21 protein-coding genes and 1 pseudogene are annotated in these 24,734 nt (G+C 69.7%); 11 read left to right on the top strand and 11 right to left on the bottom strand.

Going from position 1 to position 24,734, the window contains the following annotated elements:
• Positions 1-18 precede the first annotated feature (18 nt).
• The 6 genes and pseudogenes from BM314_RS30785 to BM314_RS28180 form a co-directional block, all read right to left on the bottom strand.
• Complete coding sequence (locus tag BM314_RS30785; RefSeq protein ID WP_170868200.1) at positions 19-189, bottom strand: hypothetical protein; 171 nt, start codon at positions 187-189, stop codon at positions 19-21.
• A gap of 72 nt (positions 190-261) precedes the next feature.
• Positions 262-477, bottom strand: a pseudogene (locus tag BM314_RS28200) (cation transporter); the annotation flags it as partial.
• 35 nt (positions 478-512) lie between these two features.
• On the bottom strand, positions 513-1,052 hold the full coding sequence (locus BM314_RS28195) for a hypothetical protein (RefSeq protein ID WP_029359621.1): 540 nt from the start codon (positions 1,050-1,052) through the stop codon (positions 513-515).
• 4 nt (positions 1,053-1,056) lie between these two features.
• The gene (locus tag BM314_RS28190; RefSeq protein WP_091981813.1) at positions 1,057-4,305 is read right to left on the bottom strand and encodes an efflux RND transporter permease subunit; all 3,249 of its coding nucleotides are present in this window, start codon (positions 4,303-4,305) and stop codon (positions 1,057-1,059) included.
• 11 nt (positions 4,306-4,316) lie between these two features.
• Entirely contained in the window at positions 4,317-5,672 is a 1,356-nt protein-coding gene (locus tag BM314_RS28185; protein ID WP_091981811.1) for an efflux RND transporter periplasmic adaptor subunit, read from the bottom strand.
• Between the two features lie 127 nt (positions 5,673-5,799).
• The gene (locus BM314_RS28180; RefSeq protein WP_020093908.1) at positions 5,800-6,180 is read right to left on the bottom strand and encodes a hypothetical protein; all 381 of its coding nucleotides are present in this window, start codon (positions 6,178-6,180) and stop codon (positions 5,800-5,802) included.
• 123 nt (positions 6,181-6,303) lie between these two features.
• Between BM314_RS28180 and BM314_RS28175 the strand changes: the two genes are divergently transcribed.
• Positions 6,304-6,540: a hypothetical protein gene (locus BM314_RS28175; RefSeq protein WP_026605041.1), complete on the top strand. Its 237-nt coding sequence runs from the start codon at positions 6,304-6,306 to the stop codon at positions 6,538-6,540.
• A 74-nt stretch (positions 6,541-6,614) separates the two neighbouring features.
• Here BM314_RS28175 and BM314_RS28170 read toward each other — a convergent pair whose 3' ends face one another.
• From BM314_RS28170 to BM314_RS28160, 3 genes are all read right to left on the bottom strand, one after another.
• Positions 6,615-7,301, bottom strand: a complete 687-nt coding sequence (locus tag BM314_RS28170; RefSeq protein ID WP_020093910.1) for a ZIP family metal transporter — start codon at positions 7,299-7,301, stop codon at positions 6,615-6,617.
• A gap of 7 nt (positions 7,302-7,308) precedes the next feature.
• On the bottom strand, positions 7,309-8,280 hold the full coding sequence (locus BM314_RS28165) for a cation diffusion facilitator family transporter (protein WP_020093911.1): 972 nt from the start codon (positions 8,278-8,280) through the stop codon (positions 7,309-7,311).
• A 115-nt stretch (positions 8,281-8,395) separates the two neighbouring features.
• Positions 8,396-8,818 (bottom strand): MerR family transcriptional regulator, encoded by a 423-nt coding sequence (locus BM314_RS28160; RefSeq protein WP_020093912.1) that lies wholly within the window; start codon positions 8,816-8,818, stop codon positions 8,396-8,398.
• Positions 8,819-8,882: 64 nt separating this feature from the next.
• Here BM314_RS28160 and BM314_RS28155 point away from each other — a divergent pair, with 64 nt between their 5' ends.
• The 8 genes from BM314_RS28155 (at position 8,883) to BM314_RS28120 (ending at position 18,678) form a co-directional block, all read left to right on the top strand.
• The gene (locus BM314_RS28155) at positions 8,883-11,018 is read left to right on the top strand and encodes a heavy metal translocating P-type ATPase (protein WP_020093913.1); all 2,136 of its coding nucleotides are present in this window, start codon (positions 8,883-8,885) and stop codon (positions 11,016-11,018) included.
• Between the two features lie 158 nt (positions 11,019-11,176).
• Complete coding sequence (locus BM314_RS28150) at positions 11,177-11,377, top strand: heavy-metal-associated domain-containing protein (protein ID WP_020093914.1); 201 nt, start codon at positions 11,177-11,179, stop codon at positions 11,375-11,377.
• Positions 11,378-11,464: 87 nt separating this feature from the next.
• Positions 11,465-11,890 carry a hypothetical protein gene (locus BM314_RS28145; RefSeq protein ID WP_020093915.1) on the top strand — a complete coding sequence of 142 codons (426 nt, stop codon included), beginning with the start codon at positions 11,465-11,467 and terminating at the stop codon, positions 11,888-11,890.
• A gap of 81 nt (positions 11,891-11,971) precedes the next feature.
• Positions 11,972-12,382: a FixH family protein gene (locus tag BM314_RS28140; RefSeq protein WP_020093916.1), complete on the top strand. Its 411-nt coding sequence runs from the start codon at positions 11,972-11,974 to the stop codon at positions 12,380-12,382.
• Entirely contained in the window at positions 12,379-13,977 is a 1,599-nt protein-coding gene (locus tag BM314_RS28135) for an efflux RND transporter periplasmic adaptor subunit (RefSeq protein WP_020093917.1), read from the top strand. Before BM314_RS28140 ends, BM314_RS28135 begins: the two co-directional genes overlap by 4 nt.
• Positions 13,974-17,147 carry an efflux RND transporter permease subunit gene (locus BM314_RS28130; RefSeq protein ID WP_020093918.1) on the top strand — a complete coding sequence of 1,058 codons (3,174 nt, stop codon included), beginning with the start codon at positions 13,974-13,976 and terminating at the stop codon, positions 17,145-17,147. Before BM314_RS28135 ends, BM314_RS28130 begins: the two co-directional genes overlap by 4 nt.
• Before the next feature lie 38 nt (positions 17,148-17,185).
• Positions 17,186-17,932: a MauE/DoxX family redox-associated membrane protein gene (locus BM314_RS28125; protein WP_020093919.1), complete on the top strand. Its 747-nt coding sequence runs from the start codon at positions 17,186-17,188 to the stop codon at positions 17,930-17,932.
• A complete protein-coding gene (locus BM314_RS28120) occupies positions 17,929-18,678 on the top strand; it encodes a DUF4396 domain-containing protein (protein WP_020093920.1) in 750 nt (249 codons plus the stop codon). Before BM314_RS28125 ends, BM314_RS28120 begins: the two co-directional genes overlap by 4 nt.
• Before the next feature lie 36 nt (positions 18,679-18,714).
• On the opposite strand, the gene BM314_RS28115 is transcribed toward BM314_RS28120, so the two are convergent.
• Together BM314_RS28115 and BM314_RS28110 are read right to left on the bottom strand one after the other, a co-directional pair.
• Positions 18,715-19,518, bottom strand: coding sequence for a metallophosphoesterase (locus BM314_RS28115; protein ID WP_020093921.1), 804 nt, complete (start codon positions 19,516-19,518; stop codon positions 18,715-18,717).
• Positions 19,515-20,075: a metallophosphoesterase gene (locus tag BM314_RS28110; protein ID WP_244540074.1), complete on the bottom strand. Its 561-nt coding sequence runs from the start codon at positions 20,073-20,075 to the stop codon at positions 19,515-19,517. The genes BM314_RS28115 and BM314_RS28110 overlap by 4 nt, the downstream gene beginning before the upstream one ends.
• A 366-nt stretch (positions 20,076-20,441) precedes the next feature.
• Between BM314_RS28110 and BM314_RS28105 the strand changes: the two genes are divergently transcribed.
• Complete coding sequence (locus BM314_RS28105) at positions 20,442-23,789, top strand: DEAD/DEAH box helicase (RefSeq protein WP_020093923.1); 3,348 nt, start codon at positions 20,442-20,444, stop codon at positions 23,787-23,789.
• A gap of 356 nt (positions 23,790-24,145) precedes the next feature.
• Positions 24,146-24,697, top strand: coding sequence for a DNA-binding protein (locus BM314_RS28100; RefSeq protein WP_170868199.1), 552 nt, complete (start codon positions 24,146-24,148; stop codon positions 24,695-24,697).
• Positions 24,698-24,734 lie beyond the last annotated feature (37 nt).

The following is a 24,734-nucleotide window of genomic DNA, read 5'->3' as shown; positions in this document are numbered from 1 at the left end:
CGCGATGGGTCCGACGGCCTAGGCGTAACGCGCCGCCGCGATGATCAAAACGAGCGCGACCAGCACCAGCGCCATCGCCCCGGCGAGCGACCGGGCCGCCGCCTTGCGGATCTCCGGACGGACGCGCCGCCGGCGTCGCGAGCGCGGGCCCCAGTCGAGTTGCTCCCGCGCGACCTTCTTGCCGGCCATCGACGCCTCCTAGACCACGAGCCGGGGAGCCCCGGACGCGAGCGCTTCGTCCTCGACCCGGGCGGTGACGTGCCGGATGGCGGGGGGCGACAGGGCCAGGCCACCGGCGTTCGTGACCATGCGCGCGGCGTCGGGCAGCGGCGCGAGGCTGCCGGTGAACAGGCCGCCCACCACCCCGGCCGCCATGCAGGCCAAGGTCAGGGCGAGCGCCCTTGCCTGGCGCCCCTTGTTCCGGCCCGCCGCGGAGCCCGGGGGAATGCCACCCCCGTGCGAATGTCCGTGTCCCATGTCGCTCCCGTTCCTCGTTGCCGCCCGACGCAGGCTCAGGGGTCGTCGTGTCCGATGAGGTCGGCGACGTGCGCGCCGGCCGGGTGTCCGGTCGCGGCACGGTGGGCCGTCGAACAGGTGGCGTAACCGGGGCCGGACGTCGTCATGACGAGCTCGCGCCGACCGTCGCCGACCTCACGGATGGCGAGGAGCGCCCCGCCTCCCGGCCAGACCTCGGAATCGGGCGACGGCCCCGGGTCGGGCTCGCCGTAGCGGCGGACGCCCTCGTCGTGGATGGCTTGGCGCGCCCGCGCGAACGCCTCGCCGGCCAGGGGCAGGCCGACCCAGACGACCTGCTGCAGGCCCTCCTCCCGACAGACCACCAGCACGACCTCGGCGGTCTCCGAGCCTACGGCCGGTCGCCAGCCCCGCGGGTAGTACAACGCGGTCAGGTTCGCCTCACGGTCCACCTTGAGCGGCCGCGGCACCGTCGCGACCGGACCCCAGGCGAGACCGAACGGCGCCTCTCCGGCGATGGCCGCGCAGGCCGATGCCATGACGGCCGTCACCGCCGCGCACCATGGGGCGGTCCGCATCGGGTTACTCCGCCGCCTTGAGGTGGCGACGCTCCGATTCCCGCGCTAGCGGCGCGGCCTTCGCGGGAGCGATCCTGCCAAAGCGGGCGTAGAGCGCCGGCAGCACGACCAGCGTCAGGAGCGTCGCGCTGATCAGGCCGCCGATGACTACGGTGGCGAGCGGGCGCTGGATCTCGGCCCCGGTCTCGGTGGCGATGGCCATCGGCACGAAGCCGAGCGAGGCGACCAGGGCCGTCATCGCCACTGGCCGGAGCCGGGTCATGGCCCCCTCCAGGATCGCCTCCCGCTTCGGCCGGCCTTCCGCCACGAGCTGCTTGATGAAGGTCAGCATCACCAGCCCGTTGAGGACCGCCACGCCGGATAGCGCGATGAACCCTACCGCGGCCGGCACCGACACCGGCATCCCGCGAAGCCACAGCGCCGCGATGCCGCCGGTCAGGGCCAGCGGCACGGCGCTGAACACCAGAGCCGCGTCCCGCGGCGAGCCCAACGCCGAGTACAGCAGCAGGAAGATCAGGAAGAAGCAGACCGGCACCACGACCATCAGCCGTCGCTTGGCCGAGGCGAGGTTCTCGAACTGGCCACCCCAGGTCACGAAGTAGCCCGGCGGCAACCGCACCTGGCTCCCGACCTTCGCCTGAGCCTCCGCCACGAGCGAGCCGATGTCCCGCCCGCGGACGTTGGCGGTGACGACGACCCGGCGCTTGCCGTTCTCGCGGGAGATCTGGTTCGGGCCCTCCGTGACCGAGAAGCCCGCCACCTGCTTGAGCAGGACCGAGCTCGCCTTGCCGTTCGGGCCTGGCGGCAGCGGCACCGGGATGTTCTCCAGGGCCTCGCGGTCCTCGCGCACCTTGTCGTTCAGGCGCACGACGATGGGGAAGCGCCGGTCGCCCTCGAACACGACGCCGGCCTCCTTGCCGCCGATGGCTGCGCCGATGACCTCCTGGATCGCCCCGGTGCTCAGGCCGTAGCGGCCGGCCTCGGCCTTGTTGATCCTGATCTCCAGGAACGGCAGGCCCGCCGTCTGCTCGACCTTCACGTCCTCGGCGCCGTCGATGCCCTTGAGGACCGCCGCGACCTGGTTGGCCGCCTTGAGCATCGGCTCGAACTCCTCTCCGAACACCTTCACGGCGAGGTCGCCCCGGGTGCCGGCCAGGAGCTCGTTGAAGCGCAGCTGGATGGGCTGCGAGAACTCGTAGACGTTGCCCGCGAGCGCCCCGACCGCCTTCTCGATCCGCTCCTGCAGTTCGGCCTTGGACAGGCTCGGGTCGGGCCATTCCTCCTGCGGCTTGAGCATCACGAATGTGTCGGAGGAATTCGGAGGCATCGGGTCGGAGGCGACCTCGGCCGTGCCGGTCTTCGAGAACACGTAGGCGACCTCCGGGAACTTCGAGACCGCCTTCTCGACGTTCAACTGCATCGCCTGCGACTGTGTCAGCGAGGTTGACGGGATGCGTGTCGCGTTCAGCGCGATGCTCTTCTCGTCGAGTTGCGGGATGAACTCGGTCCCGAGCCGGGTGAACAGAAGACCCGCCCCGACGAGCAGCAGCAGCGCCGCGCCGATGAAGGCGAAGGGGCCGCGCACCGCCGCCCCGAGCACCGGCCGGTAGGCGGCCTTCAGCGCCCGGATGATGAGGTTGTCCGTCTCGGTGACCTTGCCGGTGATGACGATGGCGATGAGCGCCGGCACGAAGGTCAGCGACAGGACGAAGGCCGAGACCAGGGCGATGATCACCGTGAGCGCCATCGGCTCGAACATCTTGCCCTCGACGCCCGTGAAGGTCAGGAGCGGGACGTAGACCAGGATGATGATCGCCTGCCCGTAGAGGGACGGCTTGATCATCTCCTCGGCCGACGCCCGCACGGTCTCCAGGCGCTCATCGGTGTCGAGGGCGCGCCCGACGGCGTGCTGCCGCTCGGCGAGGTGGCGGAGCGCGTTCTCGGTGATGATCACCGCCCCGTCGACGATGAGCCCGAAATCGAGCGCCCCGAGGCTCATCAGGTTGGCGGAGATCTTCGCCTCGACCATGCCGCTCATGGTCATCAGCATCGCCACCGGGATGACCAGCGCCGTGATGACCGCCGCCCGGATGTTGCCGAGCAGCAGGAACAGGATGACGATGACCAGCGCCGCCCCCTCGGACAGGTTCTTGGCCACCGTCCTCACGGTCGCCTCGACGAGGCGGGTGCGGTCGAGGACGGTCTGGACCTCGACGCCCGGCGGCAGGCTCCTGCGGATCTGCTCCATGCGGGCATCGACGGCGGCGGCCACCGTGCGGCTGTTCTCGCCGATCAGCATCAGGGCGGTGCCGATCACGACCTCCTGGCCGTCCTCGCTCCCGGAGCCGGTGCGCAGGTCGCGCCCGATGCGGACCTCGGCGATGTCCTTGACCCGCACCGGCACGCCGCCCCGGGTCGCGACGACCACGTTGCCGATGTCGTCCATGTCCTCCAGGCGGCCGGCGGCGCGCACGACGTAGCCCTCGCCGTTGTCCTCCAGGTAGCGGGCGCCCTGGTTGGCGTTGTTGCTCTCCAGGGCGCGCGCGACGTCCGTGAAGGACAGGTCGAGGGAGGCGAGCTTATTGGGGTCCGGCTGGACGTGGTACTGCTTCTCGAAGCCGCCGATGCCGTCGACGCCGGCCACTCCGGGCACGGTCTTGACCTGGGGCCGGATGATCCAGTCCTGGACCGTGCGTAGGTACGCGGTCTGCTCTAGGTCCGTCGCCAGTCGCTGGCCTTCGGGCGTCAGGTAGCTGCCGTCCGGCTGCCAGCCCGGCGTGCCCGCCTTCACGGTCCTCCGCTCGCCGGGCTTCGCGTAGTGGATCGACCACATGTAGATCTCGCCCAGGCCCGTCGAGATCGGGCCCATGGCGGGCTCGGCGCCGGGCGGCAGGTCCCGCTTCGCCTGGGCGAGGCGCTCGGCGACCTGCTGGCGGGCGAAGTAGATGTCGAGCTTCTCCGCGAAGACCGCGGTGACCTGCGAGAAGCCGTTGCGCGAGAGCGAGCGGGTGTATTCGAGCCCCTTGATACCGGCGAGCGCGGTCTCGACCGGGTAGGTGACCTGCTTCTCGATGTCGACCGGCGACAGGGAGGGCGCGGTCGTGTTGATCTGCACCTGGTTGTTGGTGATGTCCGGGACCGCGTCGATGGGCAGCCTGGTCACCGCGTAGCCGCCGAAGCCGGCGGCGAGCAGCGACAGCAGCAGCACCAGCCAGCGCTGGTGGACGGAGAAGTCGAGGATCTTCGAGATCATGTCCGGCCCCCTCAATGGTCGTGGTCGGCTTCGCTCTTTCCGAGCTCGGCCTTGAGGAGGAAGGTGTTGGCGACGGCGATCTCCTCGCCGGGCTTCAGCCCGGAGACGACCTCGAAGCCGTCGTCGTCGGAGCGCCCGAGCTCGACCTCGCGCTTCTCGAAGCCCTCGTCCGTGCGCACGAAGACGACGCGCTTGCCCTCGATGGTCTGGAGCGCCGTCTTGCCCACCCGCACCGGCACTGCGTCCGTGGCGGTCTCGACCTCGGCGGTAACATAGGTGCCGGGGCGCCAGGCCAGGTCCTTGTTGGGCAGGGAGACCACCACCCGAGCGGAGCGGGTCTCGGCATTCAGGAACGGGCTGACGAACACCACCTTGCCCTCCGCGCTGCGGCCGCCGCCCTTGACGGCGACCCGCGCGCCTTCCCGGACCTCGGCGAGTTCCGTGGTCGGCACCGCGAGCTCGATCCACACCGTGGACAGGTCCGCGACGGTGTAGACATCGGCGGGGTCGCCCTCCTTGCCGACCGCGGTGCCGACGTCGACCTTGCGCTCGACTATGCGGCCGGCGATGGGCGCGCGCAGTTCATACTGGCGCAGGGTCGAGGTGTTGGGCGTCGCTTCGTCGCGCTTCTGCGCGGCCGCCACCTCGGAGGCGTTCAGGCCAAGCGCCGAGAGCTTCTGGCGGGCGAGGTCGACCCGGAGCTGGTTCTCCTGGAACACGGCCTTGGCGTTGTCGAACGCGGCCTGGGACGCCGCCGCGGACGCCAGCAGCCTCTGCTGGCGGTCGAAGTTGATCTTCTGCAGCTCGGACTGGACCATGGCAGTGAGGTAATCGCTCTTGGCGTCGGCAACCTCCCGGCTGTCGAGCACGGCGACGACCTCGCCCTTCCTGACGTCGTCGCCGAGACGCTTGCGCATCTCGGACACCGTTCCGACCACGCGGGCCGGGACGCGGGCGATGCGGTCGGTGTCGGGCGTGACCGTGCCGGGCACCAGGATGTGCCGGGAGAGCGTGCCGCCCGCCGCCTTGGCGACCCCGATGTCCTGGCTTTCGACCTGCTCGGCCGTCATCTTGACGTGGCCGTCCTCGCCCTCGGCCTCGGAATGCCCGTGCTCGCCGTCGGCGTGGCCTTCGGCCTTCGGGGCGGCCGCCTTGCCGTGGTCGTGGCCATCACCCTCGGCATGGCCACCCTGGCGGTCGGGCGCCGTCGCTTGGGTGTCGGCGCCCGGCCCGGCGGCGAAGGTGAACGTCGATGGTGGAACCCCGGCCGAGGCGAGAAGGCCGCGAACGAAGCCGGACACGGCGGGAACGGCGGCGCCCACGAGGACGCCAACGGCCACCAGGGCCGCGGTGAGGAGGATGCGCATGGTGCCTGCCCATCGGGACGCCGGTGCCGTATCGGCATCCAGGTCGGTCCCGTTGCGATGACGTGAGGAAGCGGTCCCGGGGCGTTTTCGGCCCGGGTTTCAGGACGCGCGCCTTCGCGGCGTCACCTCAGGCGCGGGGGGGCCTCGGCAGGCGGTCGGGGAAGATCGAGGACAGGGTCGCGTCGACCGGCGCGTAGCACGGCCGAGACAGCGTGGCGGGCGCCGCCGCGCCCGTTCCGTCGAGCGGCATGGCCACATGGCAACCGCAATGGACGTGGCAGGCAGTGCCGGGGTCGGCCTTCCGGGCAGAAGCGGGCATCAGGTCGGACGCCATGACCAGTTCCGTCCGGCCATGGTCGAGGTGGCCCTGGTGATACGCCAGGTCCTCGGCGAGGCCCGCCGTCGGGAGGGCCACCGCCAGCGCGAGGACGAACGCGAGCGCGTGGGCGGCGGTCGCCCACCACCCCGTCCATGCCCCGAAGGCCTTCTGGCGTCCCGCCGGCTTCATCGAAGTCCTTATGCGCGATTCAAGCGGTCGGCCACAAGCCACCGGGGTGCTGAACATCGTCTTCAGTCCCTGTTCAACGCCGCCTCGGCAGCTTGTCCCGATCCAAGGACTGGGAGACCGGCAATGAGACGACGCATGATCGCCCTGGCGGCGGCCGCAGCCATCCTCGCCCCGGCCGCGGCCTCCGCCCAATACTACGACGGGGGCTACGGCTATCGGCGCCCGCACGACCACGTCGAGGTCTACCGGCACGGGGACCATGACGACGTCGTCGTCGAGCATCATCATCCGCGCCGCTACGAGGACAGGTCGTTTTACGGCGAGCGGCGTCATCATCATCACCACGACTTCGACGATTGACGTCGCGGGTCCGAACGGTCCGTCTATGCGGACGTCGATGGGGTGACCGTGGATCGGGGCGTGCGGCCCCCCGCCTATCCGACCATCTCCTCAAGCAGCAGCAGCAAGAGGAAGCCCGTGAAGAACATCGCGGTGACCCATGGTCGATCCTCGGTCTCGTGCGCCTCGACGAGTAGCTCCTCGGTGACGAGGTAGAGAAGCGCGATCAGGCCGAAAGCCAGGAAGCCGCCCTGGACCGCGACCGGCATCGCGGCGACGGGGCCGCCGAGCAAGGCTCCGACGGGGAGCAACAGGACCAGCCCGGCGGTCGCGCCGACGACCTTCCAGCGCGATCCGCCGCCTTCGCCGAGCTCGTTGGCGACGGTCAGGCCGAGGAACAGCACCTCGATGGTGAGGGCCACCGTCAGGAGGATGCCGGCCTTGGCGCCGGCCGCGAAGGCGATGCCGAGGACGAGGCCGTCCACGAGGATGTCGATGCCGGTGACGGCCATCAGCCCGACGGGGCCTTCCAGGCGCCGTTCCAGCGTCCGGACGCCGAGCATCGCCGCGATCCCGACCCCGCCCCCGAGGACGATGGCCCAGACCGAGCCCGTGTGCTTGAGGTCGGGCAGGATCTCGCCGGCCGCGGCGGCGAAGACCACGCCGGCGGCGAAGTGCTGGACGGCGCTGACCAGGACGGGTCCCGGCCGCAGGTTGACGGCGACGGCGGCGCCGAGGATGGCCGCCGCCACGGGGATCAGGGTGTAGGCCCAGGCTTGCATCCCGACCTCAGACCACGTGATCGGGCACGAGCGAGCAGGCGTTGTCCGCGCTCGTCTCGACTTGCAGGGTGGTGTGGCCGATCCCGAATCGCCCATCCATCGCGTGGGCCGCTTCCATGAGGAACGCGTCCCCCGGCGCCCCGCCCGGCATGACGAGGTGGGCCGTCAGGGCGACGTCCGTGGTGCTCATCGACCAGATGTGCAGGTCGTGGATGGCGGCGACGCCAGGCAGGCTCTGCAGGTGACCGCGGACCGCGGCCGGGTCGATGCCCGGAGGAACCGCCGCCAGCGACATCGCGAGGCTGTCGCGAAGCAGGCCCCACGTGCTCCAGACGATGACGGCGACGATACCGAGGCTCACGACCGGATCGAGCCAGGTCCACCCGGTGTAGAGGATCACGAGGCCGGCGAGGACCACGCCCGCGGAAACGGCCGCGTCCGCCGCCATGTGCAGGAAGGCGCCGCGGATGTTGATGTCGCCCTTGGCGCCGGAGGCGAACAGCCAGGCGGTGATCCCGTTGACGAGGATGCCGACGGCGGCGACGACCATCACGGTCTTGCCGGCGACCGGGGCGGGCTCGCCGAACCGCTGGATGGCCTCCCATCCGATGGCGCCGACCGCGACGAGGAGGAACACGGCATTGAACAGGGATGCCAGGATCGAGGACCCCTTCATCCCGTAGGTGTAGCGCGCGCTCGGGGACCGCTTCGCCAGGACCGAGGCGACCCAGGCCACGACCAGGCCGAGCACGTCGGAGAGGTTGTGGCCGGCGTCCGCGAGGAGGGCCACGGAGTTTCCGAGGACGCCGTAGATCGCCTCGACCGCGACGAAGGCGAGGTTGAGGCCGATGCCGATGGCGAAGGCCTTGCCGAAGTTCGCGGGCGCATGGACATGGCCGAGGCCGCCGTGACCGTGGTCGTGGTGCTCGTGCCCGCCTTGATCATGGTCATGACCGTCGTGGTCGTGGTGTCCCGTCATCGTCGACCCTCTCGCCCCCGACCCTGCCGGGCCTCGATGCATGCGGGGGCCGTAACTCCTCTAGTCGCTGGAGGAGCAAGGCGGCGTTGAAGGTTGAAATGCCGCACCCCGCCATTCAGTGCCGCTCGCTGAGGCACTCGCCGTGGTCGGCCAGGACCTCGATGATCCGGCATTCCCGCACGTGCCCGCCGGAACACTGCTCGACCATGGCCTGGACCTCCTGCCGGAGCCCGGTGAGCCGGGCGATCCGGTCGTCGATGTCGGCGAGGTGCTTGCGGGCGATGGCGTCGGCCTCGCCGCAGGGGCGGTCGGGCTGCCCTGCGAGGTCCAGCAGGGCCTGGATGTCCTCGATCTCGAAGCCGAGCTCCCGGGCGTGCCGGATGAACCGCAGGCGGCGCACGTCGGCCTCGCCGTAGCTGCGTCGGTTGCCGTCCGTGCGCTCCGGCCTCGGGAGCAGCCCCCGCCCCTCGTAGAACCGGATGGTCGGGACCTTCACCGCCGTGCGGCGCGACAGCTCCCCGATGGCGATGGGCCTCATGCCGCTTGCTCCTCCAGTCGCTAGAGGAAGTAGGGTCCCCCAGGCGATACGGAAGGCACCCCTCATGAGCGACGCCGCGACCCTGGACCGGATCGACGCGACCCCGACGCGCCTGCGGGTCACGGGCATGGACTGCGCCTCCTGCGCGGCCAAGGTCGAGACGGCGGTCCGGCGGCTCCCCGGCATCGAGTCGGTGGACGTGTCGGTGGCGACGGAGACCCTCACGGTCCGGCACGGACCGGGGACGAGCGCCGGGGCCATCGCCGCGACGGTGCGCGGTCTCGGCTACGGCGCGGAGGACCCGGACGCGGCCACACCTTGGGAACAGGCCGCGGATCTCCCCTGGTGGCGGGCGCCGAAGGCGCTGCTGGCATTCGCCTGCGGCGCGGCCCTGGTGCTGGCCTACGTCGTCGGCCAGGTCGCGCCCGCGACCGGGCGCTGGCCCTTCCTCGCCGCCATGGCGGTCGGGCTGGTGCCGGTCGCGCGGAGGGCCCTGTCGGCGGCCCGTTACGGCACGCCGTTCTCCATCGAGACGCTGATGACGATAGCCGCAGTCGGCGCCACCGCCATCGGGGCGACCGAGGAAGCGGCCACCGTCGTCTTCCTGTTCCTGGTCGGCGAGGTCCTGGAGGGCGTGGCCGCAGGCCGTGCCCGGGCCGGCATCCGCGGGCTCACCGGCCTCGTGCCGGACACCGCCCTACTGGAGCGGGATGGCGCGACCGAGCGGGTTCCGGCGGCGAGCCTCCGCGTCGGGGCGACCGTGCTGGTTCGCCCCGGCGACCGGGTCCCGGCGGACGGGACGGTCCTCGATGGCGAGACCGCGGTCGACGAGGCGCCCGTGACCGGTGAGAGCGTGCCCAGGCCCAAGGTGGCGGGCGACGCGGTCTTCGCAGGCACGATGAACGGGGACGGCGTCGTCCGGGTGCGGGTGACAGCGGCCGCGCGCGACAACACCATCGCCCGGGTCGTCCGGCTCGTCGAGGAGGCGCAGGAGGCGAAGGCACCGACCGAGCGGCTGATCGACCGGTTCGCCAAGGTCTACACGCCGGCCGTCGTCGCGGTGGCGGCCCTCGTGGCCGTGGCGCCCCCGCTCCTGGCCGGGGCGCCCTGGGGCGAGTGGGTCTACAAGGGCTTGGCCATCCTGCTGATCGGCTGCCCCTGCGCGCTGGTGATCTCGACGCCGGCCGCCATCGCCGCCGGGCTCTCGGCCGGTGCGCGGCGCGGTCTCCTCATCAAGGGCGGCGCCGTCCTGGAGCGCCTCGCCGCCGTGACGACGGTCGCGTTCGACAAGACCGGCACCCTGACCGAGGGCAAGCCGGCCGTGACCGACGTCGTGGCCTTCGGACGGTCCGAGCGGGACGTGCTGTCGCTCGCCGCGGCGCTGGAGGGCGGCTCCTCCCATCCGCTGGCCAAGGCCGTCCTGGCCAAGGCCGCCGAGGTCGGGGCGCCGGTCCCCCCGGCCTTCGGGGCGCAGGCCCTCGGCGGAAAGGGCGTCGCCGGCAAGGTCGGGGGCATCGACCTGTTCCTCGGCTCCCCGCGCGAGGTGGCCGCCCGCGCGCCGTTCGCGCCCGGGGAGGCGGCGCAGGTCTCCGCCCTCCAAGGCGAAGGCAAGACGGTGTCCGTGCTCCTCGCGAACGGGTCGGTGGCCGGGCTGATCGCGATGCGGGACGAACCTCGGGCCGATGCGAAGGCGGGCATCAACCGCCTCGCAGCGGAGGGCATCGGGAGCCTCATGCTGACCGGCGACAACGCGCGCACGGCCCGGGCCGTGGCCGACGCCCTCGGCATCGAGACGCGGGCGGAACTCCTGCCGGAGGACAAGCAGGGGATCGTGCGCGGGCTCCAGGCCGGCGGTGCGGTCGTGGCGAAGGTCGGCGACGGCATCAACGATGCGCCCGCGCTCGCGGCCGCCGATGTCGGCATCGCGATGGGCGGCGGCACCGACGTGGCGCTGGAGACGGCCGACGCGGCGGTCCTGCACGGGCGTGTCGCCGACGTGGCGCGCATGGTCGAGCTCTCGCACCGGACGCTGGCCAACATCCGGGCGAACATCGCCATCGCGCTCGGCCTCAAGGTGGTGTTCCTCGTCACCACCATCGCCGGCGTCACCGGCCTTTGGCCGGCCATCCTGGCCGACACGGGCGCCACCGTGCTGGTGACCGGGAACGCGCTGCGGCTGCTGCGGCTGAGGCTGGCCTAGGCATGGATGGGCCGCGGATGCGCGACCAAGTCGGGATGTCCGGCGCCCACCCGGGCCGGTTTCCGCATCGGGGCGCTCGAACCGAGCCAGACGACGCCCTTGACCTTCCCACGGTGGGAAGCCCCATCTCATCCGGACGTCATCCGAAGGAGTGCGTCATGATCCGTTTGAAGGTCGAGAAGATGGGATGCGGCGGCTGCGCCAAGTCCGTGACTGGCGCCGTGCAGGCCGTCGAGCCGAACGCAGGCGTCGAGGTCGACCTCGGGGCGAAGCTGGTCACCGTGTCGGGAACCACGGGACCTGCCGACCGGATCGCCCGGGCCATCGCAGAGGCCGGCTATCCGGCCGAGCCAGCCTGAGCCAAGCGCAACCAACCGGCGCGTTCGCCGTTACCGAGACCATCGGCTGGACTATCGCGCCGGCCCGGAATTTGGCATCCTTCATTCGTGACGTTCTGGCTCGCCCTCCGGCGACTGTTGCCGCTCCTGGCGGTCCTCAGTCTCGCCCTGACGCCGGTGACCGCTCCTGCGGCCACCGCGGGCATGCACGCCGCGATGCCGGCCGCCGTCCACGACCATCACGGCCACGCCATGCCCGATATGGGCATGGCCGACGACGGCTCCGGTCACGTCGACATGGCGGATATGGCCATGGACGACATGCCCTGCTGTCCGCACGAGAAGGCCGCCAGGCCGGATTGCGCCAAGGGCTGCCCGCTGATGGCGCTGTGCCTCGCCTCCGTCACCTCGCTCCTGCCCACGGCGGTCGTCCTCCCGGCGCCCGTCGGGAGGCGGGCGGACGTGGCCTGGCCCGCGCCATCCCCGTTCGCGAGCGTGCACGGGACGCCGCTACCCGAGCCTCCCCGAGCCTGAACCCGATGCCGCCGGCGTGAGCGCCGGCACGATGCCGCGCGCCTGCGCGCCGGCACCCATCGCGTTCAGGAGATGACACCCGTGATCAAGAACACCCTCGCGCGCCCGCTCACGGCGGCGCTGCTCGGTGCCGTGCTGTCGGTGCCGGCCCTCACCGCGTCCGCATTCGCGGACACCAAGGACTACCAGTTCCAACTTGTCCAGCCGGAGGCCAAGGTCGGCGACGCCGTCCTCGCCGTCCGGCTGGTGGACAAGCGCAGCGGCAAGCCGGTGACCGACGCCGTGGTCTTCGCCAAGCGGCTCGACATGGCCCCCGACGCCATGGAGGAGATGGCCACCAAGGTCGAGCAGGTGCCCTCGACCGAGCCCGGCATCTACCGCTTCAAGGCCCATCTCGGAATGCAGGGCCGCTGGCGCCTGTCGCTGGCCGCGAAGGTCCAGGGCGAGACCGGCACGGTCGAGGACAAGCTGATCATCCAGGCCGGGAAATGAACCGGTCCGCATGGCTCGCCGGGGTCCTCGCCGCGCTCGCGGCGGGGTCCGCCGGGTATTGGACCGGGCACGACGGTCCCGCCGTGTCCGACCTCGCGGGTCGAATGGCGGAGAGCCTGCCGATCGCGCTCGTGGACAGGGCGAGGGACGGCCTCGCTCGCCTGGTGCCGTCGGCGCCGGTGCCGGCGGCGGCCCGGCCCGCCGCCCCGTCCGGCCCGGTCGTCTACTACCGGGACCCGGACGGGAAGCCGGTCTACTCGCTCGCGCCGATGGTGACGGGGGACGGTCGGGAGTTCCGGGCAGTCCACACCAGCGAGGACGTGCGCTTCGACGTGGAGGACGCCGAGGACACGGCCAGGCCCGCCGGCATGGCGGCTCAAGACATGGGCGGCCACGGTATGGCCGGCCACGACATGGGCAAGGGCGGCATGGGCAAGGGCGGCGAAGGCGGCATGGCGGCAGGGTCGGCCGGACCCGGCCCGGGCAACCGGCGCGTCCTGTACTACCGCAACCCCATGGGCCTGCCCGACACCTCGCCGGTGCCGAAGAAGGACTCGATGGGGATGGACTACATCCCCGTCTACGCGGGCGAGGACGAGGGCGGAAACGTCGTGACCGTCTCGCCCGGCAAGGTCCAGCGGACCGGCGTGCGGACCGAGGTCGTGGACCGGCGGGTCGTGGCGCAGCCGGTGCGCGTGCCCGGCACGGTCGCCCTCGACGAGCGGCGCGTGACCGTCATAGCGACCCGGTCCGACGCCTACGTCGACCACGTCGAGAACGTCACCACCGGCGACCGCGTCCGGAAGGGCCAGGCCCTGGTCCACGTCTACTCGCCCGAGATCAACGCGGCCGCGGCCCAGTTGATCGCGAACCCCGGCTTCGACGGGGCGCGTAGAAGGCTCCAGAACCTGAACGTCTCCGAAGCCGTCATCGACGAGATGGTGCGCACCCGGACGGTGCCGATGGCCGTCACGTGGTCCTCGCCCCGGGACGGCCTCGTCCTGCAGCGGACCGCCATCGAGGGCATGAAGGCCGCCGCCGGCGACACCCTGTTTCGGATCGGCGACATCTCGACGATGTGGGTGCTGGCCGACGTGCCCGAGCGCGACCTTGCCGCGGTGCGCGTGGGCCAGCCCGTGACCGTCCGCCTTCGCTCGGCCCCGGGGAAGTCCTTTTCCGGCAAGGTCGCGGTGATCTACCCGCAGGTGAACGCCGACACCCGGGCAACGCGGGTGCGCATCGAGCTGCCGAACCCGGACGGCTCGCTGCTGCCCGACATGTACGCCGACGTCGAGATCGCCACCGGCGACGCCAAGCCTGTGGTGGCCGTGCCGGACGACGCCGTCATCGACACCGGGGAGCGCCAGGTCGTGCTCCTCGACCGCGGCGAGGGCCGTTTCGAGCCGAGGGCGGTGAAGGTCGGCGTCCGCGGCGAGGGCTACACCGAGATCCGCGACGGCGTCGCGGTCGGCGACCGGGTGGTGACGGCGGCGAACTTCCTGATCGACGCCGAGAGCAACCTGAAGGCGGCGCTGCAGGCCCTGGCGGCCCCGAAGGACGACCGGCAGGCTTTGAGCGCGGGAGGCACGCCGTGATCGCGCGCCTCATCGGCTGGTCCGCCCGCAACCTCGTCCTCGTGCTGGTCGGGACCGTGTTCGCCGTCGCCGCCGGCGTGCTGGCGCTGCGGACGCTACCGCTCGACGCCATCCCCGACCTCTCGGACGTGCAGGCCATCGTCTACACCGAGTACCCGGGGCAGGCGCCCCAGGTGGTCGAGGACCAGGTCACCTATCCGCTGACCACCGCCATGCTGACGGTGCCGCGGGCGAAGGTGGTCCGCGGCTTCTCGTTCTTCGGCGTGTCCTTCGTCTACGTCATCTTCGAGGACGGCACCGACCCGTACTGGGGCCGCTCGCGGGTGCTGGAGTACCTCAACGCGGCCGGCAGCAAGCTTCCGGCGGGCGTGACGCCGACGCTCGGACCCGACGCCACCGGCGTAGGCTGGGTCTACCAATACGTTGTCGTGGCCAAGGAGCGGACGCTCGCCGAGCTGCGCTCGATCCAGGACTGGGTCATCCGCTTCGGCGCCTCGCGCGCCGAGGGCGTGGCCGAGGTCGCGGGCGTCGGCGGCTTCGTGAAGCAGTACAACGTGGTGGTCGACCCGAACCGCCTGCGCGCCCAGGGCATCAGCCTCACCAAGCTCCGGGACGCGATCCGGTCGAGCAATGCCGACGTCGGCGGCCGCACGGTCGAGCTGTCCGAGTTCGAGTTCATGGTGCGCGGCCGGGGCTACCTGAAGGGCGTCTCCGACATCGAGAACATCGTGCTCAAGACCTCCGGCGGCACGCCGCTGCGGGTTCGGGACGTGGCCCGCGTCGAGCTCGGGCCGGACGAGCGGCGCGGCATCACCGAGATGAACGGCGAGGGCGAAGTCGCGGGCGGCATCGTCCTGCAGCGCTTCGGCGCGAACGCCCTCAGCGTCATCGAGGGGGTCAAGGCGAAGCTCGCCGAGGTGGCCAAGAGCCTGCCGGCCGGCACCGAGATCCTGCCGGTCTACGACCGCTCCCAACTCATCGACGCGGCCATCGACACCCTGCGACACACGTTGGTCGAGGAGAGCATCGTCGTCTCCCTGGTCTGCATGGTGTTCCTCCTGCACGTCCGCAGCGCGCTGGTGGCCATCCTGATGCTGCCGGTCGGTATCCTGATGGCGCTTGCCGGCATGAAGGCGCTCGGAATCGGCGCCAACATCATGAGCCTCGGCGGCATCGCCATCGCGGTCGGCGCCATGATCGACGCCGCCATCGTGATGATCGAGAACGCCCACAAGCACCTGGAGCGGGCGCCGCCGGGCAAGCCCCGGGTCGAGATCCTGGTCGAGGCAGCGAGCGAGGTCGGGCCGTCGCTGTTCTTCTCGCTCCTCGTGATCACCGTGAGCTTCCTGCCGATCTTCACCCTGGAGAGCCAGGAAGGCAGGCTGTTCGGGCCGCTCGCCTACACGAAGACCTTCGCCATGGCGGCCGCGGCGCTGCTGTCGGTGACCCTGGTCCCGGCGCTGATGGTGCTGTTCGTACGCGGGCGGATCGTCCCCGAGCACCGCAACCCGCTCAACCGCCTGCTCATCTGGCTGTACCGGCCGCTCATCGCCGGCGTTCTGCGGGCGCGGGTGCTCACCATCCTGCTCGCCGCGGGCGTGCTGGCGGCGACCGCATGGCCGGCCCGGCAACTCGGCTCCGAGTTCATGCCCGACCTCGACGAGGGCAGCCTGCTGTACATGCCGACGACCCTGCCGGGGATCTCGGTGACCAAGGCGGCCGAGCTCCTGGCCACCCAGGACCGCATCATCAAGTCCTTCCCCGAGGTGGCCTCGGTCTACGGCAAGGCCGGGCGCGCCAACACGGCGACCGACCCGGCGCCGATGGAGATGTTCGAGACGGTCATTACGCTGAAGCCGAAGGCGGAGTGGCGGCCGGGCGTGACGCTGGCGAGCCTCAAGGCGGAGATGGACACGGCCCTGCAGTTCCCGGGCGTGTCGAACGCCTGGACGCAGCCGATCCGCGCGCGCATCGACATGCTCTCGACCGGCATCCGGACGCCGGTCGGCATCAAGGTGCTGGGCACCGACCTGAAGCAGATGGAGGGCGTCGCCCGGCAGGTCGAGGCGGTGGTCCGGAACGTGCCCGGCACGTCGAGCGCCTACGCCGAGCGGGTCATCGGCGGCTACTTCCTCGACATCACGCCGGACCGCGAGGCGCTGGGCCGTTACGGGCTGATGGTCGGTGACGTGCAGGACGTCATCGCGACGGCGCTCGGCGGGCAGGCCGTGACGAACACGGTCGAGGGTCGCGAGCGCTATACCGTGAACGTGCGCTACCCCCGCGCCTTCCGCTCGGACCCGCGCGCCATCGCCGACGAGGTGCAGGTGCCCCTGCCGGTCGGCGGCACGGTGCCCCTGCGCGAGGTGGCCAAGGTGGAGATGACGCGGGGGCCGACCTCGATCCGCACCGAGAACGGGCAGCTCGCGGTCTACATCTTCGTCGACATCGCCGGACGCGACCTCGGCGGCTACGTGGCCGAGGCGCGCCAAGCCGTGGCCGACGAGGTGACGCTGCCCCAGGGCACGACGCTCCAGTGGAGCGGGCAGTACGAGTACCTGGAGCGGGCCGAGGCGCGGCTTCGGATCGTGGTGCCGCTCACGCTGCTCGTCGTCTTCCTGCTCCTCTTCCTGAACTTCCGGCGGCTGACCGAGACGCTCATCGTGATGCTGTCGCTGCCCTTCGCCCTGGTCGGCGGGGTGTGGCTGCTGTGGTGGATGGGCTTCAACATGTCGGTGGCCGTCGCGGTGGGCTTCATCGCGCTCGCCGGCGTCGCCGCGGAGACGGGGGTGATCATGCTGGTCTACCTCGACCACGCCTGGGACGAGGTGCTGGCCAGGTGCAGACGCGAGGAGCGCCCCCCGACGCGGGCGGACATGCGCGGCGCCATCATGGTCGGTGCGGTCGAGCGGGTACGGCCCAAGATGATGACGGTCGTCGCCATCATGGCCGGACTCGTCCCGATCCTGTGGAGCACTGGATCGGGCTCGGAAGTGATGCAGCGCATCGCCGTGCCGATGATCGGCGGAATGGTCTCCTCGACGGTGCTCACCCTCATCGTGATCCCCGCCGTCTACGCGCTCGTGAAGGGCTGGACGCTACCGCCGGGCAACCAATCCCAGGCGACGGCCGTCGAGGAGCCGACACATCACCGGGTCGCCGCCGAGTAGCGACGCCGCCCCCCAAACTTGCATCGAAGGAGCAATCCATGTCGTCACCGGCTCGCAAGGCCGTCCTCTATCGGATGGTCACCCCCGAGCACACCTGCCCCTACGGCCTGAAGGCCAAGGACCTCCTCGAACGCAAGGGCTTCGAGGTCGAGGACCACCTCCTGACCGACCGGGCGGAGACCGACCGGTTCAAGGCCGAGCACCAGGTCAAGTCGACGCCGCAGACCTTCATCAACGGCGAGCGCGTCGGCGGCTTCGACGACCTCCAGCGCCACTTCGGCAAGGCCGCCAACGATCCGAACGCCACGACCTACGTGCCCGTCATCGCGGTGTTCTCGATGACGGCGCTGATGGCGCTGGCGGCGAGCTACGCCGTCTCCGGCACGCCGTTCACGATGCGCGCCGCCGAGTGGTTCATCGCCTTCAGCATGTGCGTGCTGGCCCTCCTGAAGCTGCAGGACGTCGAGAGCTTCTCCTCGATGTTCCTGGGCTACGACCTGCTCGGCCGTCGCTGGGTCCGCTACGCCTACGCCTACCCGTTCCTGGAGGGCATCGCCGGCGTCCTGATGGTGGCCGGCGCCCTGAACTGGATCTCGATCCCGGTGGCGCTGTTCATCGGCACGGTCGGGGCGGTGTCGGTGTTCAAGGCGGTCTACGTCGACAAGCGGGACATCAAGTGCGCCTGCGTCGGCGGGTCGAGCAAGGTGCCGCTCGGCTTCGTCTCGCTGACCGAGAACGTGATGATGGTCGCCATGGCCCTCTGGATGCTGGGGATGCACCATTGAGCGCCGCCTTCGCCGCCCCGGGCTGGCTCCATGCCCTCTCCGTCGCGTCCCTCCTGCTGGGGGCCGCCTGCTCGCTCCTGCTGTCGGTGCAGGTGATCCGGCACCCGCAGCACATGGCGGTGATGAACGTCGTCTGGCCGGTCTGCGCCCTGTTCGGCACGCTCGCCGTGGTCTGGGCCTACTTCCGCTACGGGCGGCTCGCCACGATGGAGGCGCACCACCACGCCATGGAGCGGGGCGAAAAGCCCCCGAACATGACGCGGACACCGTTCCCCGTGATGGTCGGGACGGGGGCGCTCCATTGCGGCAGCGGCTGCATGCTGGGCGACGTCGCGGCCGAGTGGCTGGCCTTCCTGGTGCCGGCCGTGGCGGTCTGGTTCGGCTGGCACTCCCTGTTCGACGAGAAGATGTACGCGGTCTGGGTGCTGGACTTCGTCTTCGCCTACGCCCTCGGGATCGTGTTCCAGTATTACGCCATCGTGCCGATGCGCGGTCTCTCGCCCGGCAAGGGACTGGTCGCGGCCATCAAGGCCGACACCCTGTCGCTGATCTCGTGGCAGGTCGGCATGTACGGCTTCATGGCGCTCGCCCAGTTCTACTTGTTCCCGCACGTGGCGGGGCGGCAGGCACCGGTCAACTCAGTCGAGTTCTGGTTCGCCATGCAGACCGCCATGGTGGCGGGCTTCCTCACCAGCTACCCGGTGAACTGGTGGCTCGTGAGGGCCGGCATCAAGGAGCGGATGTAGCTTCCGACACCCGTGGCTCTATTCGAACACGATGGCTCATCCCAGCGTGCAGACCATCCCGGGATCGAAACCCGTCCGCTCGTCGGCATGACCCCGCGGGTTGCAGACGACCCGCGTACGCCCCACCCGATAATCCACCGCGTGATGCACGTGCCCGTGGATCCACAAGTCCGGCCCGCGCTCCTGGATCAGGTCCGTTAGATCCGAGGCGTAGCACCAAGACAGATCGGCATGCGGATCCGACAGGCTGGCCGGATGCGGTGCGTGATGGGTCACGACGACCGTCGGGCCATCATGGGGTAGGGCTAGCTCGGCCTCGATGAAGGCTTGCGTCGCCCGGTGCATCGCCAGCACCTGGCCCGGCTCGATCCTGTTCCGGGAACGGGGCCCCGTCCTGATGCGCCGGTAGTCCAACATGCCGTTGCGCCCCTGGGCGGTCCGGAAGGCGTGCGTGAGCCCGTAGGAGCCGAGCCGGAAGTCCGTCCATAAGGTGCCGCCGAGGAATCTCGTGCCGCCCATCACGACCGCATCGTCGAGCAGCAGGCGGATGCCGAGCGCGGCCGCGCGCTCCCGTCCACGCTCGATCTGGTCGTAGATCGTGTAGCGGTCCTCGCCCCGGTCCCACCAGACATCGTGGTTACCCGGGACGTAGACGACCGAGACACCAGGCAGGCGTTCGCCCAGCCATTCCAGGGCCCTGGTCAGGGGCATGTGTACGTCGCCGGCGACCACGGCCAAGTCGAAACCGTCGGCCGGAGCGTTGGCGGCAGGATCCCACGCGTTCTCTCCCCATTCCTGATGGAGGTCCGAAAAAACCCAGAGGCGCTGACTGGCGGTCACGGCTCGCCTCCCTCGGCCAAGGCGTTCTCGGCCAGGCGCACGCGGATCTCGTCGAGGGTGACGGGCCGGAAGTCGAAGCAGTCCACACCCACGTCGGTGCTCATCGCGGTGCCGGGCAGCGTGCCGTGGGAGTGCCCGTAGAGATGGATGACGCCGCGGTGCATGCCCGGCCACACGCGATGCGCGTAGTGGCTGGCGAAAACGATGGCCGTGGTGCCGTCATCGCAAGTGACGTGCACCCGGGCGACGTCGACGACGGGACCGTCCCACGGCATCCGTTGCCCAATACGGTCGTGGTTGCCCCTGACGAGGAAGCGTCTGCCGTTCAGGCGCGAGAAGATCTCCCGGGCACGGGCCTCAGGGCAGCGGTAGAAGACGTCCCCGAGGTGCCAGACCGTATCCTGCGGACGCACGGCCGCGTTCCAGCGGGCGATCAGAGCCTCGTCGTGCTCCTCGATGGTGGCGAACGGCCGGTTCAGGCCTAGACCACCTCCTACCAAGGTCGCCCTATGGGACCAATGCGTGTCCGCGACAAACAGGGTGCGAGGGGGTGACATGGGAGCCTCCATGCGCGGAGGCTCGGCACACGGCGGGGCACTCCGGGATTAATCGGACGGGTGCGGCGCCATGCGTTTCATTGTTGAAGACTTCCTTGAGATCGAATTGTGATCGCCTGGGCGAAGGCTCAAGGCAATCTGTGATGAAGACCGGTACCCTCCCGTCCACCGCCTAATGACATCCGTGGAGGGAGCTGCCTGCAATCAAGCTGTCAGAACGGCAGAGGGCCGAACGGATCGTGTACGGAACGTACTAACCCCTTGAGCGAGCTGGCCTCAGCCTCCATGCTGACCCCCGGGATCGTCGTGCGGGATTCGGCCGCTCGAAGTACCTTGGATCCCTAGCCGCCTAGGAGGCGGTATCGGATGCTCGACCTGTTCGCGCACGAAGTCACGGCGCGCCTTCCCGCGGAGTACAACTGGCGCGGCCGGGTCGCCGGCAACCTGGTCTCACAGCTGGCCGTCCCCACCACGGACCGTTCGATACGCTTCATCGAGCGGCGGGTACGAGAGCGACGCATCTACGTCGGCGACCCCGGGAATGGCGAGAAGATCGCCCTGCTCCCACGGTCGCTGCAGAAACCCAAGGACTGCGCCAGAGCAATCGTCGTCGGCGGGATCGCCGCCTACGGTGATATCGAGGGCGCTCTGAAGCGCGACGGGGCGAGGTGGCACGGCTCCCGGCCGCAAGCTCCCGCAAAAGTCACCGCGGCGGCATGCGCAGACATCCACCGTGGCATCCGGGCGACGTGGAGCGACGCGTTGCGGCTCGTGCCGGAGAAGTACGAAGAGGACGAGCTGGTCTCGCCCGGCTTCAGGCCGCCCCAGATCGGCGCAATCCACGCAGTGAAGGCGCACTGGATCGTCTCGAACGAGCCTGCGACGCTGGTCATGCCGACCGGCAGCGGGAAGACGGAGACCATGCTGGCGGTGCTCGTCTCGGAGCCCATCGAGCGGCTGCTCGTGGTGGTCCCGACCGATGCCCTGCGAACGCAGGTCGCGGGGAAGTTCGCGAGCTTCGGCGTGCTCAAGCTGACCGGCTGTCTGAGCGAAGACGCCGCCTACCCGATGGTCGCCGTGATGAAGAAGGCCCCGGCGAGCATCGCCGAGGCCGAGGACCTGTTCCTCCGGGCCCAGGTGGTCGTCACGACCATGGCGTCCATGACGCGGATGGGCGCCGAGATACAGGCCAGGGTCGCCGAGCTCGTCACCCACCTGTTCGTCGACGAGGCTCACCACATCGGGGCGGACACCTGGAAGGCCCTGAAGGGACGCTTCACCCAGAAGAAGCGCAGCATCCTCCAGTTCACGGCCACCCCGTACCGGAACGACAATCGCCGGGTCGACGGCAAATTCATCTTCGCCTACCCCCTCCGGCGCGCACAGGAGGACAGGCTGTTCACGAAGGTGAACTACGAGCCGGTGTTCGAGACCCGGCAGGATCGAGCCGACCTCGCCATCGTCAAGCAACTCGGCAAGGCGTTGGAACGGGACGAGGAGAACGGCTTCCTGCATCTCGCCATGGCCCGCACGGACACCATCGCGCGGGCCGAGGCCCTCCTAGACCTCTACAGGAAGCACCTTCCCGACTATCCGGCGGCCCTCGTGCACAGCAAGATGCGCCCGAAGGAGCGCGCGTCGATCATCGACGAGCTGCGGGACAAGAAGATCAGGATCATCGTCTGCGTCGACATGCTCGGCGAGGGCTTCGACCTGCCCCTCCTGAAGATCGCCGGCCTCCACGACCGGCAGGCGAGCGAGACGATCACCCTCCAGTTCATCGGTAGGTTCACGCGAAGCCAGAAGGGCCTTGGCGAGGCGACCGTGATAGCCGCCGTCTCCCTGAAGGATCCCAGGGAGTGGCTCAACTCCCTCTACCGCGAGGATGCCGACTGGAACCACCTTCTGCAGCTCCGCAGTGCCATCAAGACGGAGCGCCAGAGGCGACGGGAGGCGTTCTACGTCGGCCTGGACAACAGGTTCGACCACATTCCCGAGGAGGCGATTGCGCCGAGGCTGAGCACGTACGTCTTCAGGACGAAGTGCGACAGGTGGCAGCCCCACGCCCTGACCAAGCTGGAGCGCGGGAGGGTCCTCGTCGTCGAGGATCCCGTGGTCCAGCCCGAGCTGTCGCTCGTGATGATGGTGACGCGGCACGAGGACAAGCTGCGATGGGCGCGGGTCATCAACCCCGCGAACGTCGTCTACAACCTCGTCATGGCCCACTGGGACGACGACAGGGGCCTTCTTTACGTCCACAGCTCGACCGTCGATGGCATCCAGCTTCAGATTGCCAAGATCCTGGCGGGTGACGACGTGATCCCCCTCGGCGGCGAGGACATCTTCCGGGTCCTGCATGGTTTCCGGCGGATCATGCTCACGAACCTCGGGGTGAAGGAGACGGACGCGAAGCCCGTTCGTTTCCAGCTCTCCGCCGGCATCGACATCACGGAACAGCTTGAGAGGATGACGGACAACCGGACGAGGGTGAAGACCAACCTCTTCGGCACCGGCTTCGTGGACGAGCCCATGTTTCCCGACGAGGATGACGACCTCCTCGAACCCGCCAAGCGAAGTGTCGGCTGCTCGACGAAGGGGAAGGTCTGGTCGCAGGACGCCACCGTCCATCCCGGCGAATGGGTGGACTGGTGCCGGCAGGTCGGGCCCAAGATCGTCGACGAGAACATCACCACCGAGATGGTGCTTCGGAACGTCCTGAGGCCGAAGCGGCAACAGGTTCGCCCGGAGGGCAAGATACCGATCTCGGTGGAGTGGCCGGAAAGCGTCCTTCAGGGTGACGAGGAGCGGGTCGAGCTATTGTTCGACGGCCATGCCGTCCCGCTTGCGGACTGCGACATCGAGCTGACCGCCCATGAGCCGACCGGACCGATTGCCTTCCGGATTGCGACGGAGGGGCACGAGGCCCGGTTCACCGCGGACATACGCGAGGGGACGGCTGTCTTCGGACAGGTCGGCAAGCCGGTCCGGGTCCGCCGCGGCGAGAAGGAGAGGTCGGTCACCGACCTGTTCCGCGAGGATCCGCTGACCATCAGGTTCACGGACGGGGCTGCGCTCATGGGAGCGGACCTGACCGAGTCCCCTGGGGACGACGTCCCGTACTTCGACCTGGAACTGATGAAGGGACACGATTGGGGGACAGTGAACCTCAAGAAGGAGTCTCAGGGCCCGGAACGAGACCCCGAGAGCATCCAGTACGCCGTGATTGAGCGCCTCAAGGCGAGCCCAGTGGAATACGACCTGATCTTCGACGGGGACGGGTCGGGCGAGGTCGCCGACGTTGTCGCGATAAGGCGTCAGGGCCGGACGCTCGACGTCGAGCTGTACCACTGCAAGTATTCCATGAAGCCAGCGGCAGGCGCCCGGGTCGACGACCTCTACCCGGTCTGCGGCCAGGCAATGAAGTCGGTCCGCTGGGCCGACCCTCGCAGCAGGTTCCTGCATCAGATGCGGCGCCAAGAGGAAAACCGCCGCGCAAGCGGCGGAGACAGCCGCTTCGAGGTGGGCAACCGGACGCTGGTCGATGACTGGCTCACGAACCGGCGCGACTTCGCCACCCGCTTCAAGGTCGTGGTCGTCCAGCCCGGATACCGGAGGTCGAAAGCCGATCCGAGCCACCTTCCGATCCTGGGAGCGGTGAGCGGCTACCTCATGTCGACCTATCGGATTGGGTTCGAGTTCTGGGCCAACGAATAAGCTGTCTGCGATAGCAAACACAAACGTCCATTTCGGGAGTGGCCCGGTGGACCTCGGCGCTTAGAAATGAGCCTGACAAGCGTGCCCAAGGCACCTGTGCGGCTCCGCCCCCCGCCGGATACATCCAGCCTGACGGCGAGCCGGTGATCGAGTTGTTCCCAAACTAAGAAGCGGTGTCCGTTGAAGGGGCCGGGTACCGCCGACCAGGGGTCAAGTTCACGATTTCTCGCGGAGTGGGTACCGGGTAGCGATACCCGATACCCTCCGGTGGACCGGCAAATTCGCGTCCAGGGCACTGTGGCTGAGCGTCCGCTTAACCTCGTGCAGGCATGCTCGGGCATCCTGGGGAATTGCCCATGCCATCCGAGATCACCGTCTTCTTCGTCGCCGATGCCATGCTCGCGAAGGGCGAGCGGCCGAGCCTGCGCAAGGTACGCGAGGCCATACCCACCGGCGGCTCTCCCCGCGAGATCTGCAAGCACCTCCGCGCCTGGCGGAAGAAACGCGGCTACAATCCCAAGCTCGAACCCACCGACATGTCCAAGGCCATGAAGGAGGCCGGCCAGGTCATGGCCATGAACCTCTGGAAACAGGCCAAGCGCGAGGCGGCCCAAGCATTCGTCCACGAGCGCGAGGCCGCCGCGAACCTCGCAGCGGACGACAAGCAGGACAACGAGCATCTGGTCGGGATGGTGGAGACGCTCCAGACCGAGAACGCCGCGCTCATCGCCCGTGCCGAGGCCGCCGAGGTCGAGGCCGCGCGCGTCCAGGCCCGCCTCGCCAAGGTGGAAAACCAGCTCGACCGGTTCCGCGCCGAGGAGTTTTGGGACCGCGTGATGCGGGAGATCGCTGTCAAACGGCATTGGAACGGGACCCCGGATCGGCTTCCAATCGGGACCCCATCGTGAGCGTGGCGTGACGCCCCTGGTCAGCCCGGCGGAGCGG

The sequence above is a fragment of the Methylobacterium sp. 13MFTsu3.1M2 genome, from assembly GCF_900112625.1.
In the GTDB taxonomy this organism is placed as follows: Bacteria; Pseudomonadota; Alphaproteobacteria; order Rhizobiales; family Beijerinckiaceae; genus Methylobacterium.
The sequence above is the reverse complement of the archived record's forward strand: the minus strand, read 5'-3'. Positions and strand labels throughout refer to the sequence as shown.

Excerpts from the sequence above, each read along its gene's own strand:
- BM314_RS28125 (WP_020093919.1), top strand. The coding sequence starts at position 17,186 with ATGTCGTCACCGGCTCGCAAGGCCGTCCTCTATCGGATGGTCACCCCC.
- BM314_RS28135 (WP_020093917.1), top strand. The coding sequence starts at position 12,379 with ATGAACCGGTCCGCATGGCTCGCCGGGGTCCTCGCCGCGCTCGCGGCG.
- BM314_RS28190 (WP_091981813.1), bottom strand. The coding sequence starts at position 4,305 with ATGATCTCGAAGATCCTCGACTTCTCCGTCCACCAGCGCTGGCTGGTG.
- BM314_RS28175 (WP_026605041.1), top strand. The coding sequence starts at position 6,304 with ATGAGACGACGCATGATCGCCCTGGCGGCGGCCGCAGCCATCCTCGCC.
- BM314_RS28180 (WP_020093908.1), bottom strand. The coding sequence starts at position 6,180 with ATGAAGCCGGCGGGACGCCAGAAGGCCTTCGGGGCATGGACGGGGTGG.
- BM314_RS28165 (WP_020093911.1), bottom strand. The coding sequence starts at position 8,280 with ATGACGGGACACCACGACCACGACGGTCATGACCATGATCAAGGCGGG.
- BM314_RS28195 (WP_029359621.1), bottom strand. The coding sequence starts at position 1,052 with ATGCGGACCGCCCCATGGTGCGCGGCGGTGACGGCCGTCATGGCATCG.
- BM314_RS28150 (WP_020093914.1), top strand. The coding sequence starts at position 11,177 with ATGATCCGTTTGAAGGTCGAGAAGATGGGATGCGGCGGCTGCGCCAAG.
- BM314_RS28110 (WP_244540074.1), bottom strand. The coding sequence starts at position 20,075 with ATGTCACCCCCTCGCACCCTGTTTGTCGCGGACACGCATTGGTCCCAT.
- BM314_RS28105 (WP_020093923.1), top strand. The coding sequence starts at position 20,442 with ATGCTCGACCTGTTCGCGCACGAAGTCACGGCGCGCCTTCCCGCGGAG.
- BM314_RS28160 (WP_020093912.1), bottom strand. The coding sequence starts at position 8,818 with ATGAGGCCCATCGCCATCGGGGAGCTGTCGCGCCGCACGGCGGTGAAG.
- BM314_RS28170 (WP_020093910.1), bottom strand. The coding sequence starts at position 7,301 with ATGCAAGCCTGGGCCTACACCCTGATCCCCGTGGCGGCGGCCATCCTC.
- BM314_RS28155 (WP_020093913.1), top strand. The coding sequence starts at position 8,883 with ATGAGCGACGCCGCGACCCTGGACCGGATCGACGCGACCCCGACGCGC.
- BM314_RS28100 (WP_170868199.1), top strand. The coding sequence starts at position 24,146 with ATGCCATCCGAGATCACCGTCTTCTTCGTCGCCGATGCCATGCTCGCG.
- BM314_RS28185 (WP_091981811.1), bottom strand. The coding sequence starts at position 5,672 with ATGCGCATCCTCCTCACCGCGGCCCTGGTGGCCGTTGGCGTCCTCGTG.
- BM314_RS30785 (WP_170868200.1), bottom strand. The coding sequence starts at position 189 with ATGGCCGGCAAGAAGGTCGCGCGGGAGCAACTCGACTGGGGCCCGCGC.